Origin of the sequence: Trinickia diaoshuihuensis, assembly GCF_003390925.1 — a bacterium.
Taxonomy (GTDB): Bacteria; Pseudomonadota; Gammaproteobacteria; order Burkholderiales; family Burkholderiaceae; genus Trinickia; species Trinickia diaoshuihuensis.
In genome coordinates this window covers 388840-402039 of sequence record NZ_QUBS01000081.1, presented here as the reverse complement: position 1 = coordinate 402039, position 13200 = coordinate 388840, and the positions used below count along the sequence as shown (strand labels likewise).

Annotated in this window: 13 protein-coding genes; 10 read left to right on the top strand and 3 right to left on the bottom strand. The window is 63.9% G+C overall.

The features are described from left to right. Position 1: 1 nt before the first annotated feature. The 4 genes from mdcE to DXT59_RS20065 all read left to right on the top strand — a co-directional run bounded on the left by mdcE (position 2) and on the right by DXT59_RS20065 (position 3847). Entirely contained in the window at positions 2-823 is an 822-nt protein-coding gene (mdcE, locus tag DXT59_RS20080; RefSeq protein WP_116138604.1) for a biotin-independent malonate decarboxylase subunit gamma, read from the top strand. A gap of 15 nt (positions 824-838) precedes the next feature. Then, positions 839-1513: a malonate decarboxylase holo-ACP synthase gene (locus tag DXT59_RS20075; protein ID WP_116138603.1), complete on the top strand. Its 675-nt coding sequence runs from the start codon at positions 839-841 to the stop codon at positions 1511-1513. Then, positions 1513-2448: a malonate decarboxylase subunit epsilon gene (mdcH, locus tag DXT59_RS20070; RefSeq protein ID WP_116138602.1), complete on the top strand. Its 936-nt coding sequence runs from the start codon at positions 1513-1515 to the stop codon at positions 2446-2448. Before DXT59_RS20075 ends, mdcH begins: the two co-directional genes overlap by 1 nt. Positions 2449-2734: 286 nt before the next feature. Beyond that, the gene (locus DXT59_RS20065) at positions 2735-3847 is read left to right on the top strand and encodes an acyltransferase family protein (RefSeq protein WP_116138601.1); all 1113 of its coding nucleotides are present in this window, start codon (positions 2735-2737) and stop codon (positions 3845-3847) included. A 34-nt stretch (positions 3848-3881) separates the two neighbouring features. Here DXT59_RS20065 and DXT59_RS20060 read toward each other — a convergent pair whose 3' ends face one another. The 3 genes from DXT59_RS20060 to DXT59_RS20050 form a co-directional block, all read right to left on the bottom strand. Then, complete coding sequence (locus tag DXT59_RS20060) at positions 3882-4634, bottom strand: 2-keto-4-pentenoate hydratase (RefSeq protein WP_116138600.1); 753 nt, start codon at positions 4632-4634, stop codon at positions 3882-3884. A gap of 219 nt (positions 4635-4853) precedes the next feature. Beyond that, positions 4854-6020, bottom strand: a complete 1167-nt coding sequence (locus DXT59_RS20055; RefSeq protein ID WP_116138599.1) for a porin — start codon at positions 6018-6020, stop codon at positions 4854-4856. Between the two features lie 311 nt (positions 6021-6331). Beyond that, entirely contained in the window at positions 6332-6793 is a 462-nt protein-coding gene (locus DXT59_RS20050) for a hypothetical protein (protein WP_116138598.1), read from the bottom strand. A gap of 223 nt (positions 6794-7016) precedes the next feature. Between DXT59_RS20050 and DXT59_RS20045 the strand changes: the two genes are divergently transcribed. Genes DXT59_RS20045 through aepY form a run of 6 tightly spaced genes read left to right on the top strand, consistent with a single transcriptional unit; the run spans position 7017 to position 13191 of the window. Then, positions 7017-7703, top strand: coding sequence for a CDP-alcohol phosphatidyltransferase family protein (locus DXT59_RS20045; protein WP_116138597.1), 687 nt, complete (start codon positions 7017-7019; stop codon positions 7701-7703). Then, positions 7688-8512, top strand: coding sequence for a HalD/BesD family halogenase (locus tag DXT59_RS20040; protein WP_240324589.1), 825 nt, complete (start codon positions 7688-7690; stop codon positions 8510-8512). Before DXT59_RS20045 ends, DXT59_RS20040 begins: the two co-directional genes overlap by 16 nt. Continuing rightward, positions 8509-9513: a lysylphosphatidylglycerol synthase domain-containing protein gene (locus DXT59_RS20035; RefSeq protein WP_116138596.1), complete on the top strand. Its 1005-nt coding sequence runs from the start codon at positions 8509-8511 to the stop codon at positions 9511-9513. The genes DXT59_RS20040 and DXT59_RS20035 overlap by 4 nt, the downstream gene beginning before the upstream one ends. 50 nt (positions 9514-9563) lie before the next feature. Continuing rightward, positions 9564-10328, top strand: a complete 765-nt coding sequence (locus tag DXT59_RS20030; RefSeq protein ID WP_116138595.1) for a phosphocholine cytidylyltransferase family protein — start codon at positions 9564-9566, stop codon at positions 10326-10328. Beyond that, positions 10325-12022: a phosphoenolpyruvate mutase gene (gene aepX, locus DXT59_RS20025; protein ID WP_116138594.1), complete on the top strand. Its 1698-nt coding sequence runs from the start codon at positions 10325-10327 to the stop codon at positions 12020-12022. The genes DXT59_RS20030 and aepX overlap by 4 nt, the downstream gene beginning before the upstream one ends. Beyond that, positions 12019-13191 (top strand): phosphonopyruvate decarboxylase, encoded by a 1173-nt coding sequence (aepY, locus tag DXT59_RS20020; RefSeq protein ID WP_116138593.1) that lies wholly within the window; start codon positions 12019-12021, stop codon positions 13189-13191. The genes aepX and aepY overlap by 4 nt, the downstream gene beginning before the upstream one ends. Positions 13192-13200: the final 9 nt, after the last annotated feature.

Below are 13200 nucleotides of genomic sequence, written 5' to 3'. Positions count from 1 at the left end.
AATGAACGACACGATTTTCCTTTCCCGTGGCGAACGCTGGCTGCGCGCGCTCGCGGGCGCCGCGTCGACGCACGCGCCCGTCCGCCATGCCGACGCCGCGCTCGACGGCGAGCCTGCCCGATTTATCGCCGTCGTGCCCGATACCGCGAACCGCTTTCCGCGGGCACGCGATAACGTCATCGGGCTCGAGCAAGGCTGGCGTCTCGCGCGTGCGGTGCGCGAGGTCGTGAGTGCCGACGCGCAGGCAGTTGCGAAACGGCCCATCATTGCGATCGTGGACGTCAAGAGTCAAGCATACGGTTACCGCGAGGAAATGCTCGGCATTCACCTCGCGTGCGCCGCGGCGGTCGATGCCTACGCATCGGCCCGTCTCGCGGGTCACCCGGTCATCGCGTTGATCGTTGGGCCCGCTATGTCGGGCGCATTCCTCGCCCATGGCTATCAGGCCGATCGCATCCTCGCGCTCGATGCGCCGGGCACGATGGTCCACGCGATGGGCAAGGAAGCGGCGGCACGCGTCACGCGACGCTGCGTCGAGGCGCTCGACGCGCTTGGAGAAACGATCACGCCGATGTCGTATTCGCTCAAAGGCGGTTTCGCGAAACTGGGCTTGCTCGACGAACTGATCGAGGGCGTCGATGCGGATGCCCCGAGCGACGCGCACGTCGCCCGCGTACGCGCCGCGCTCGCGGCCGCCGTGGCATCGGCTCGCGGTGGCTCGCGCGAGCTGTCGCGGCGGCTCGAATCGGACACGGCGCGCGCGACTCGCGCGGCATCCATCGAAGTGCGGCGACGTCTAGCGCAGCAATGGGATGCGGATTGACGGGCGCGAGACGAGATGAGCAAGCGCGGCATGCACGAAGCGATGACGTTCGAAGCGCATGATTTAGTACGGCTTCGTGCTTTGCCGCCGATGGCCGATGCGCCGGCGTGGCTCCTCGACGCATTCGCGCTCGCGCCGTACGCTGTCGTGCGACGAGCGCAAGCGCCCGAGGGTGTCGTCCCCGTCGGCTTTCGCGGCGCTACGCGGTCGCATCGATACGGGGCCTTCCTGGCGCGCGATTTGATTATGTCCGCGTACGCCCCCGAGCAGTTGCTCGAACGCAAGCCCTGCGCGCAGAGCGCGGCGCTGAAGGCGTTTGTCGCATTGCGCGAAATCGCCGAAAGCTCCCTGTTCGATGCGCTCGTCTGGGGACCCACGGGCAGCGTCGGATTCGAGCTCGCCACGGCGCAACGGACTGTCACGGCGGCGAGCGATCTCGATCTGCTGATACGTACGCCATCGCCGCTCGATCGCGGGGATGCGCTCGTGCTACGCGAACGATTGACGGCATTGGAATCCGACCTCGGCCTGCGCATCGACGCGCAACTCGAGACGCCGGCGGGAGGCATCGCACTGGCTGAATGGGCGCAAGGCAAGCCGCGCGTGATGGCCCGCTCGACGAACGGCCCTCGTCTTGTCGAGAATCCATGGAACATCGATTGTGCGCTTTCACACGAGGTGGCCAGTTGATGCTCTGCCTCGTCTACCCCGGCCAAGGCGCGCAAACCCCCGGCTTTCTGCATCGATTGCCCGAGCACTCCGCCGTCGCGTCGACGATAGAGGAAGCATCCGATACGCTCTCGCTCGACGTCGCCGGTCTCGATTCGAGCGAGGCACTGCAATCGAGTGTCGCCGTTCAGATCTCGCTCGTCGTCGCGGGCGTGGCGATCGCGCGACGGCTTGCCGAAAGCGGCATAGAAGCGCAAGCGCACGCGGGCCTATCGGTGGGTGCCTATCCCGCGGCGGTCGGCTGCGGCGCAATCGCGTTCGCCGACGCACTGCGCATGGTGAAGATGCGCGCCGAGTTGATGGAGCGAGCCTATCCGAGCGGATACGGCCTATCGGCCATCGAGGGATTGGCCGAAGCGCAAGTGGAAGCGTTGATCGATCCGAATGCCGAGGACCCAAGCGCACGCGTCTACGTGGCGAACGTCAACGCACCGCGGCAGATCGTCGTGGCCGGATCCGACGCCGCGCTGGACGCATTCAACGAACGAGCAACCGCGGCGGGCGCGCATCGCGCGAAGCGGCTGGCAGTAAGCGTGCCTTCGCATTGCGAACTCCTGAGCGAAGCCTCCGAGAAGCTGATCGATCATGCCGCTGGGATACCGGTGCAAACGCCGAAGCAGCTTTATATCGGCAACCGGCGTGCGCGCGCCCTATACCGGGGCGAGGACATTCGCGAAGATCTCGCCACTAATATGTGCCACGCCGTGCGATGGTTCGACGCGCTCACGGCGCTTATCGAACGCGGGGCCACGCTGCTCGTCGAAGCGCCGCCGGGCCGCGTCTCGACCGATATCGTCCAAGCCGCCTATCCGGACGTGGCCGTGCTCGCCGCGTCGTCGTTCGCCAATGACCGGCTCGTGGAATTCGTACAACGGCGCATGCGAGATCGCGTGTGATTCACTCGCTCAGGGCACTCGCCTTGCATATCGGCACGGTCCGAATTAGGCATGGATTTTCTTTCATTCCTCTTTTATTAAGCCGGTAATGCTCGGTCTCGACGTAAATAGACGATAGATTGGCAAGATCGCGCTGTCATTCTCCTGAACGCGCAGAACCATCCTCGGCCATTATTGGCGGACAGCCTAGCAATCGAGGGTATACGCACACGTGGTGACGCGACGCTGACATGCGTTGTCGGTTGCGGCTCTCGAATCGGCAATTAACCGAAACAGGGATCCGCCAATGAATCGAGACAGCAATGTTGGACAAATCGATCAACTGACAGGACTACGTGCTTTTCTTGCGCTTTGGGTAGTTACCCGCCATCTGTTCTTTCCCTTCGAGAACGGCGCATTCATCGATTTCGGCACCCGCTTCGCCGTGTTCGATCACGGATATCTAGGCGTCGATGGGTTCTTCATTCTTAGCGGCTTCATTCTCGCGTACAACTACGCCAATGGCAGACCGCTCGACTATCGGGCATTCATCGGCGCGCGGTTTGCCCGCATCTACCCGGTCCATTTCGTGACGCTACTGGGTGCCATCGGCTTGGTCTTCATCAGGCAATTCGTTTTCCATAAGCATCTCATCGGCACCGCGCAAAACACCTATCCGGCGCTCGCCGCGAATGTGGTGTTACTCAATGCTTGGTCGTTCAAATTCGTGACCGGTTGGAACGATGTAGCCTGGTCGGTCAGCGCGGAATGGTTCGCCTATGTGTTCTTCCCGCTCTTCGTCGCATTGGCTCCCGCGCGCAACCGGCTCGTCGCCGGCGCGCTGCTTTTGGTCCCGGCCGGCGCGCTAGCGTTGCTCGAGTGGCGCTCCGACACGGCACTCTCGTTGCCGGGAGGACTCGCGCGACTGATTCCAGAGTTCTACGCGGGCGTATTGTTATGCCGGCTGCGCCGCGGCTCGGGATTCGCCCCACTGCCGCGGGTCTTGGGCCTCGCCGCGATCGGCGTGATCGCGCTCGGCGTCTTCCTCGAACGCGATACCGTGACCGTTGCGGGCCTCGCCCTGCTGATCTTCGCCTTGTCGTCGCATGCGGATTTTCTCGCGCCTATACTGGCGCTCCGCCCGATCGTCTATTTGGGCGAGATTTCATACTGCCTCTACATGGTGCAACGCTTCCCGATGGAGGGCCTATCGCTCGCTCGCAAGGCAAGCGGCGCACTAGCCGGCTCGCCGCTCATGCAACTGATCGTATTGCTCGCGATGCTGCTCGTGGTCAGCCATTGGACGCATCGGCTCATTGAACTGCCCGGCAGGAAATGGCTGCGCCGCGCGCTCTCGGCTCAGCACGTGCAGCCGCAAGCATCGAGACCACCCGCGACGGCAGGCTTGGTGCGCGAGTAAGACGAAAGCCGCGCACCTTGAACGCGAAGGGCCGCTACTTGATTTCGAACTCGATGTTGCCGAACCCTTCGATCTTCCCCCGCACGACACCCGGCCCTGTCGCCACATAAAATGGCGTATAAGAGCCGGTCGTCAGCATCGTGCGGGCGGGAATCGAATGACCCGTCTCGAGCGTACGTGCCACGAGCCACGCGATCAAGCGCCGCGGATCGCCCGCCGGATGGCGTGCAACGCCTTGATAAATCTCGTGGTTGCCGCAGTAAAAACTCACATGCGGCGCGCTGAAATCGAAATGGCGATCGTATGGACGCGTATCGCCGATCACCAATGCTCCGTTGTTCTGGAAGTCGGCGAGTTGAAGCAGCGGGTCCACGTTAGGCCATGAATCGAAGCGGCTATCGACGATCTCGGCGACGACCGACATCGTATCGATCGCGTCGATCACCTCCTCCGCCTGCTCGGACAGCCGATGGTCCACATCGTCGGCAAAGCTGAAAGCGATTTCGAGTTCGAGCCCGATGCGGGCATAATCGCCGGCCCGGATGCCTGCCGCTGCGCCGAAGACTCTCGTCGCCGGTAACGGCGCACACGTCGGCACGGCCGTCGGCGAGCCCGCGCCGATCTTGTACCCGGCGCACCCGCCCATTTCGGCAACCACCAGTTGCTGCACGAGATACGCCTCGTCGGCATGCTCCGGCTTGCAGGTCTCGACCGACACCGGGTCGATCGGCGTATGCGTGCGGCGCGCTTGGAGCAACCGCGCGGCGAGTTCTTGCGGATTGGCCATGATTTTCCTATGCCTCCTTATCGTTCGATGTTTTGCGTGCAGCCGCCAGTCAGAATACGCCGCGATGCAAGTTGCGCGCCACGCCGGCAATGCGCGCGAGCACACTACCGCGGACAATAAAAAAGCCCATCCGCGCACAGGCATCGGATGGGCCGATACAAAAAACCGGCGACGCCCCAACGCGCCGCCGATCAGTCTGTCTAGATGCTTTCCGTCGAATTAGAACTTGTGCCGAATCCCCACGCGCGCCACGGCCTGCTTCGAGGTGCTCGACAAGTCGTCGGCGCCCGGAATCAACGCGTGATCGAGCGAAGAGCCGGTGCTGTCGCCCGCTACCTTCTGGAACGCGCCCTGGATGTACACGTCGGTGCGCTTCGAGAGGTTGTAGTCGACCATCAGCCCGAACGTATGGATCTTCGGCTTCACGCCGCCGAGCGTCGTGTCGTAATTTTCCATCGTATAGATGTACTGCGCGCCGACATACAGCGCCGGCGAAAGTTGATACTTGCCGTTGACTTCGAAGTTCTGGAACTTCAGGGTATTGACCGTGGCGCCGGCGAGCGGCCCCGTCGTGGGCAGCAGGGAGTCGGCGCTCGTGAAATACGAGTTGTTGCCCGTCGGGTTGCTGATATTCGTATTCGTATAGACGAAGCCGGCGGTAGCAGGCCCGAACGTATAGTTGATACCGCCGCCGAACACGCGCAAGCGCGACGAAACGAAGTTCGCGTCGTTCGTCGCGATCGCCCCACCCGCCGTCACCCCAGGATTGTTCGCCTGCAAATAAGCCGCGGCAACGAGCAAGCCGCCACGCTGGTATTGACCGCCGAGGCTATATTGCCGGTTGTTCGAAAAGCCCGGATCGTTACTGAAACTATACGTACCGCCGAATTGAAAGCCGGCGTAGTCGGGGCTCGCGTATTTGATCGTATTATTGACGCGGAACGAATTGTCCGTATTGTCGTTGTCGAACGGGTGAGACAGCAAATAACCGCCCCAATTGCCGTTACCCGTGGTAGGCGCGAGATAGTCGACGAGCGCATCGTATTGACGGCCCAGCGTGACCGTCCCGGCTTCGCTCGACAAGCCGACGTACGCTTGCCGGCCGAACATGCGGCCGCCTTGGTTCAAGCGGCCCGTGTTGACGTCGAAACCGTTTTCGAGTTGGAAGACCGCCTTCAGGCCGTTGCCGAGATCCTCCGAGCCCTTCAAGCCCCAACGGCTACCCTGGGCGTAGCCGCTCGCAAGTTCGTAATTGTGGCTGCCCTGCACGTTGTTGGTGTAGTTGAAACCTTCGTCGATCAAGCCATACAACGTCACGCTCGACTGCGCGAACGCGGGCGCAGCGAACGCCCCCAACACGGCGAGCGAAATAAGGTGCTTTTTCATCTAGTGCTCCAAGCCGGCAAGTGAATTAGAAAGGTTCTTTAACCGGGCCGCGCCCGGCTGCTTTTTATCGGCGATAGGATCGCGCTAGGCCTTCCTCGCACTCTTCGTCGCGACTCACTGCGACGCGATGGACAGGATGGTTGCACGAGCGTGTCGGCAAGTCCATCCCGCGCCGCACACCGGCGCGGCATCGTTGCATATTGCCAACTGAATCGTTTTCCTAGATACGCCGTCTCCGGCAAAAATGATGCACAAGCCGGTTTAACCCTTAGAACAAATTGCCGGGAAATGAAGCCGAATACGAAGACCCATTATTGATCGGCCGGCTTGCCTGCATCGTCCTGACAAAAAATCGCGGTCACGAACGGCCCGACATGATGGACGATCGCCGAACTGCCGCCCGCTCTGACCGCCGCTTGGACGCTATCGGTCGAACCCAGCACGACGGCGCCGTACGCCGAATCCGCGAGCGGCTTGCCGTCGCCTTTATGGAACATCGGATCGCCTTTCTGATAGCCGACGATCGCGAAGACGTGAAAGCCGAAGGCCGTCAAATCCGCGTTGCGAGTGGGGTTGAACGCATTGATCGAATTGGCTTCGACATGCGTGGGATGGGGATCGATGAGGCCTTGCGATTCCAACGCCCCGACGAATTCGCGCGCGGGCCGGTCGCAATGCAGCGGTTCGTCGAGCGATGTCGCGAACGCGGGCGCGCTCGAAGCGCCGGTGACAAAAACGATGGCGGTAGCAATAGAAAAGGCAAAACGGTTCATAGTGACGGTGGCGCCCGGGCAAGATGGCCGGTTGCGAGAATCGATTGGGCTTGCTGCCCTGCACGCAGCGTGCCGAATCCAATTTAGACGAACGCGCGGGACTTTACCGCGTTTCGCGGCGAGTCGCCGGTAACATTGCTCGCGCCCGGCGGACGAGCCGCTAGAATGCCCCGTATGTCGAGCTTGAGAGCACGGCCCCGTAAAAGCGTATATATTTCTGCGGATGGACAAAAGCGCCGAATCTTCCAATCGCGCCATCGCGCCCATGCCAAGAACATGGGACGCCCGGCTCGCTCGCCATCTCGTCACCCCGCTCAAGGCGTCGCGCGTCACGCCGAATCACCTCACCACGGTCCGGCTCGCCGTCGGCATCGCCGGTGCGGCCGCGCTCGCGCGGGGCGGATTCACAGCAACCAACTTGGGTGCGCTACTGATCGTCCTGTCCAACTTTATCGACCATACGGACGGCGAATTAGCCCGTATCAGCGGCAAATCGAGTAAGTTCGGCCACTTTTACGACTTGGCGAGCGATGCCTTCGTGACAATCGCATTGTTCGTTTGCATGGGTTTGGGCGTCGCGGCCATGCACGGCGATCACGCGCTTTCGCAGCCCACCTGGCTCGGGGCGATCGCCGGTATCGCGGTTGCGCTGATCTTCTATCTGCGCATGCGGATCGAATCGATGGCGGGTAAGGCCGGCACGCAGCAAGCATCGGCGGCGGGCTTCGAAACCGAAGACGTCCTTTATTTGTTGCCGCTCGTCACCCTCACCCGCGAAATCGAACCGTTTCTCGTGGCCGCATCGATCGGCGCCCCCGTGTTTGCGCTGTGGGTATCGATCGACTACCGGCGCGTCGTGCGCCGCGCGCGTCCGCAGCGGCAAGCCGGCGAAGCATGGGTGTCGCGGTGAATGCGCGCGTTCAAGACGGCGGCGTGCCGCCATCCGCGCAGCCGGCCGGTATCTCGCCGGTGGAACAAGCGCTGAGCGCGCCCATCCAGGGCCTCGATCGGAAGGCGTTGCGCCAGCAATTCGTCGAACAAGGCGCCTTTCTTTACCTCGATACCTTCCTGCCGCGAGAGCTGACGTCCTACCTCGCCGATAGCGCGCGAGCCTTGCTGCCGGCCGTCAATCGCAATTATTTACCCGGCCATAAACAAGGCGGCAGCGTCAGCCGCCATACGATCGATCGGCTGGCGCCGCGGATCGCCGAGCTGTATCGCTCGCGCGCGCTCATCGATTGGCTCGAAACGATCACGGGCGACAAGCTATTGCCCTCGCCCGACGACGATCCGCACGCCTACGCGCTCTATTACTACACGCGCGAGGGCGACCACATCGGCTGGCATTACGACACGTCCTACTACGAAGGCCGGCGCTACACGCTGCTCATCGGCGTAATCGACGATTCGTCGTGCCGTCTCGATTACGAATTGCATACGCGCACGCCCGGCGCTCAAGCGGTGGCGGGTTCGATCCAGTATCCGCCGGGTTCGATCGTGCTGTTCGACGGCGACAAGCTGCGCCACCGAATCACGCCGTCGAAAGCCGGTGAAATGCGCGTATCGCTGACGTTCGAATACGTGACGGACGCGCGCATGCGCCCCTGGCGCCGGTTCGTGTCGAACATGAAAGACGCCATCGCCTATTTCGGATTCCGCCAGGTCTTTCGCGCGCCTCGCGCCGAGCGCGGGCCGTCCGCGAGCCCGGATACCGCATGACGCGCACCGCCGCGCTTCTGTTATCCCTCGGTGCCGCGGTTTTCGTCGCATTGCTTGCCTGGCAGGGCGCGGGCGCCGTCGCCGCGGCGCTCGCGACGGCCGGCTGGGGGCTCGCGCTCGTCGCGGTTTTTCATGTCGTACCGCTCATAATCGATGCGGCCGCCATTGCCGTGCTGATCGAGGGCCCCGCCTCCTTTTTCAACGCGCTGCGCGCGAGATGGGTAGGCGAATCCGTCAACAGCTTATTGCCGGCCGGCCAAATCGGCGGGCCGGTACTGATGGCGCGTCATCTCGCGCAAAGAGGGCTCGCGATGCACGATGCCGCGGCCGCCGTCACCGTTTCGACGACGGTCCAGTCGGTCGCGCAAATCGCCTTCGCCCTCGTCGGATTGGTGGCGTTCGCGGCTTTCGCGGGCGAGCGCGGCGCGGCTTCCGTCCATGCGCTGCATCTTGCTGCGCTCGGCGCGAGCGGTGTGCTAGCCGTTGCGGTCGGGGCGTTCTACTATGCCCAGCAGCGCGGGTTGTTCGGCCGCTTTTCGCGCTTGCTCGGCAAGCTCTTCGGTCCGCACGGCGCGATGGCATCGGCCGCGGGCGCCGACGCCATCGATCGCGCCGTGCGCGCGCTGTATCGCCGCCGCGGGCGGATCGCCGCCACCTTCGCGCTGAGCCTCGGTGGATGGTTCCTGGGCATCGGCGAAGTATGGCTCGCGCTGCGCTTCATCGGCCACCCCGTGAACTGGCTCGATGCTTTGCTGCTCGAAAGCGTGGGCCAGGCGATACGCGGCGCCGCCTTCGCGATCCCGGGATCGCTCGGCGCGCAGGAAGGCGGCTACTTGTTGCTTGCGCATGTCGTCGGCATTACGCCCGACGCGGCGCTCGCGCTATCGTTGGCGAAGCGCGCGCGCGAGTTGGCGCTCGGCCTGCCGGGCCTGCTCTATTTGCAGTGGAGTGAAAGAGATTGGCGACGCCGGCGCACGCCCGGCTTGCCCCTTGCCGATTGACGCGTGAGTTGGCCGTCGCGCCGATCGGCTCTTGCTAGGAGAAGAAGAACATGCGAGCGATCATTCTCGCCGCGGGCCTCGGCCTGCGCCTACAGCAACCGCCGCAACAGCAATTCCCGAAGTGCTTGTTGCGCTTTCAAGGCGTGACGCTGCTCGAGCGCCATTTGCGTGCGCTGCGCGCGCTCGGCGTGACGGACGTCGAGCTCGCGCTGGGGTTCCAGCCGGAGCAGATCGAAGCCGAACTCGATCGCATCGAATGGCAGCCGCGGCCTGCGGTCGTCTTGAACGAACGCTACGACCTCGGTAGCGTGCTGACCGTTCATACGATGGCCGATGCGCTCACGCGCGGCGGCGACGTGCTGCTGATGGACGCCGACGTCCTGTACGACGAAGCCATCTTGCGGGCGCTCGTGGCCGGACCGAGCACGGACCGGCTGCTGATCGACCGCGATTTCGAAACGGGCGACGAGCCGGTGAAGCTTTGCCTGAAGCAAGGGGTGCCCGTGGAATTGCGCAAGCAGCTAGCCGTCGGGCTGCAATACGACACGATCGGCGAATCGGTCGGCTTCTTCCGGTTTCGCGAGGAAACCGCGCGCAGGCTGGCGCAGATCGTCGCCGGATACGTGGCGAGCGGCCGGCAAAACATGCCGCACGAGGAAGCGGTGCGCGACCTGCTGCTCGAGGGCGGCCGTCATTACGACGTGGCCGACGTCACGGGGCTGCCGTGGATCGAAATCGACTTTCCGGGCGACGTTGCGCGCGCGGAGACCGACGTGCTGCCGCGCCTGACCCAACCCGCGGGAGTCGCACGATGAGCGCATACGAATCCGGTACCGGCGCGCGCTCGCGGTTTGAGCGGCTGCGCGAGATGCTCGTCAGCGACGAGCTCGAATTCTTGATGGAGGCCCACAACGGATTGTCCGCGCGGATCGTGCGCGAGGCCGGCTTCAAAGGCATCTGGGCATCGGGTCTCGCCATTTCCGCGCAATACGGCGTGCGCGACAATAACGAGGCCAGTTGGACGCAAGTCGTCGACACGCTCGAATTCATGGCCGACGCGAGCGATCTGCCGATTCTGCTCGACGGCGATACGGGTTACGGCAATTTCAATAACGTGCGCCGCCTCGTACGCAAGCTCGAACAGCGCGGCATCGCCGGCGTCTGTATCGAGGACAAGCAATTCCCGAAGACGAACAGCTTCATCGGCGGCGAACGCCAACCGCTAGCCGACGTGGACGAATTCTGCGGCAAGATCAAGGCGGGCAAGGATTCGCAGTCGGAGGCAAGCTTTTCGATCGTCGCGCGCGTCGAAGCGTTGATCGCCGGTTGGGGATTGCAAGAAGCGCTCGAACGCGCCGAGGCGTATCGCCAGGCCGGCGCAGACGCTATTTTGATCCACAGCAAGCTCTCGCGTCCGGACGAAATCCTGGCATTCGCGCGTGAGTGGGCGGGCCGGGCGCCGCTCGTCATCGTTCCGACGAAGTACTACAGCACGCCGACCGAGGTGTTCCGCACAGCCGGCATCAGCACCGTCATTTGGGCGAACCATCTCGTGCGCGCCGCCGCCTCGTCGATGCAGGCCGTCGCGAAGGAAATCCACGATAGCGAGACGCTCGTGAACGTCGAAGACCGCATCGCCAGCGTGGAGGAAATCTTCCGCTTGCAAGATGCCGACGAATACGCGGCGGCCGAACGCGTTTATCTCTCGGCCGCGCGCAAACCGGGCGCCGCGATCGTGCTGGCCGCAAGCCGCGGCCGCGGCCTCGAAGCGGTCACGGCCGAGCGGCCCAAGGTCATGCTGCCCGTGGCCGGCAAGCCGTTGCTGCGTTGGCTCGTCGATGCGTTCAAAAAGCAAGGCGTCAACGACATTACCGTGGTCGGCGGCTATCGCGCCGACGCGATCGACGCCGCCGGGATCAAGCTGGTCGTCAACGAGGCGCATGCGCAGACCGGCGAGCTTGCCTCGCTCGCGTGCGCGGTCGATGCGGGCCGATTGACGGCCGATACGGTGCTCTCGTACGGGGACTTGCTCTTTCGCAGCTATATCCTGCGCGATCTCGCCGAAAGCGATGCGCCGTTTACGGTCGTCGTCGATTCGTCGCAACCGCATGCATCGAATCAGAGCGTGCGCGATTTCGCCTATTGCTCCGCACCCGACGATCGCGCGCTGTTCGGACGCAAGACCTTGCTTCAGCGCATCCACAGCGGCAAGCCGGGCGCGGCGCCGCCCGACGGCCGGTGGATAGGACTGCTCAGCGTTCGGGGGCACGGCGTCGAGCGCATGCGTGCGATGCTCGCCGAGCTGCGGCGGCAGCCCGATTTCGACTCGCTCGATGTGCCCGCGCTGCTCAACGCGCTCATCGATGCGGGAGAGACGATCGAGGTGCAGTATGTGCACGGTCATTGGTGCGGCGTGAACGACCTCGAGGATTTCCGGCGTGCCGGCGACTTCGCGCATGCGCAAACGCCGTTCGCCGTGGGGCGCAACACGAACGGTGGAACCGCATGATCGAAGCCGCGCAATTCGTCGAAGCGGCCCGCAGCCGCGGATTCACGTGGTATGCGGGTGTGCCCTGCTCGTTTCTGACGCCGTTCATCAACTACGTGCTGCAAGATCCGTCGCTGCACTACGTCAGCGCGGCCAACGAAGGCGATGCCGTCGCACTGATCGCCGGTGTGGCGTTGGGCGCACGCGACGGCGCGCGCGGCATCACGATGATGCAGAACTCGGGGCTCGGCAATGCCGTCAGCCCGCTGACCTCGCTCACGTGGACATTTCGGCTGCCCCAGCTTCTGATCGTTACGTGGCGCGGCGAGCCCGGGGGCGCCGACGAACCGCAACACGCGCTTATGGGGCCGATCACGCCCGCGCTGCTCGAAACGATGGAGATCCCCTGGGAGCCGTTCCCGCGCGATGTCGAGGCGATCGAGCCCGCGCTCGCGCGCGCCGTCGAGCATATGGACAAGACCGGCCGCCCGTATGCGCTCGTCATGCAAAAGGGCAGCGTGTCGCCGTATGCGCTCGACGATCGCGCCGCCGCGCGCAGCGGCGCCTGCGCGGCGCGATCGGATTGGCGCGGCGCGCCGCAAGACGGCTTGCCGTCGCGGCGCGATGCGCTTGAACGCGTGATCGCGCACACGCCGCTTCGCTCCACCGTGGTACTCGCATCGACAGGCTTTTGCGGACGCGAACTGTACGCCCTCGACGATCGGCCGAATCAGCTTTATATGGTCGGTTCCATGGGATGCGTGACGCCGCTCGCGCTCGGCCTCGCGCTCGCACGGCCGGACTTGCATGTCGTCGCGATCGACGGCGACGGCGCGGCGCTGATGCGAATGGGCGCATTCGCCACGCTCGGCGCGTACGGCCCCGCGAATCTCACGCATTTGTTGCTCGATAACGGCGCACACGATTCGACAGGCGGCCAAGCAACGGTGTCGCCCCACGTCTCCTTTGCCGGCGTTGCGGCGGCATGCGGCTATGCTTCGGCCATCGAAGGCGATGACCTATCGCTCGTCGATGCGCTTTTCGAGGGCGGTGCGAACGACGGCGCGCGCAGCGGCCCGCGCTTCGCCCGGCTTGCGATTCGGCGCGGCACACCCGACGGCCTGCCCCGCCCCACGATTTCGCCCGTCGAAGTCAAAGCACGATTGATGCGCCATATCGGCGCGGTTTAAGGATCCGTC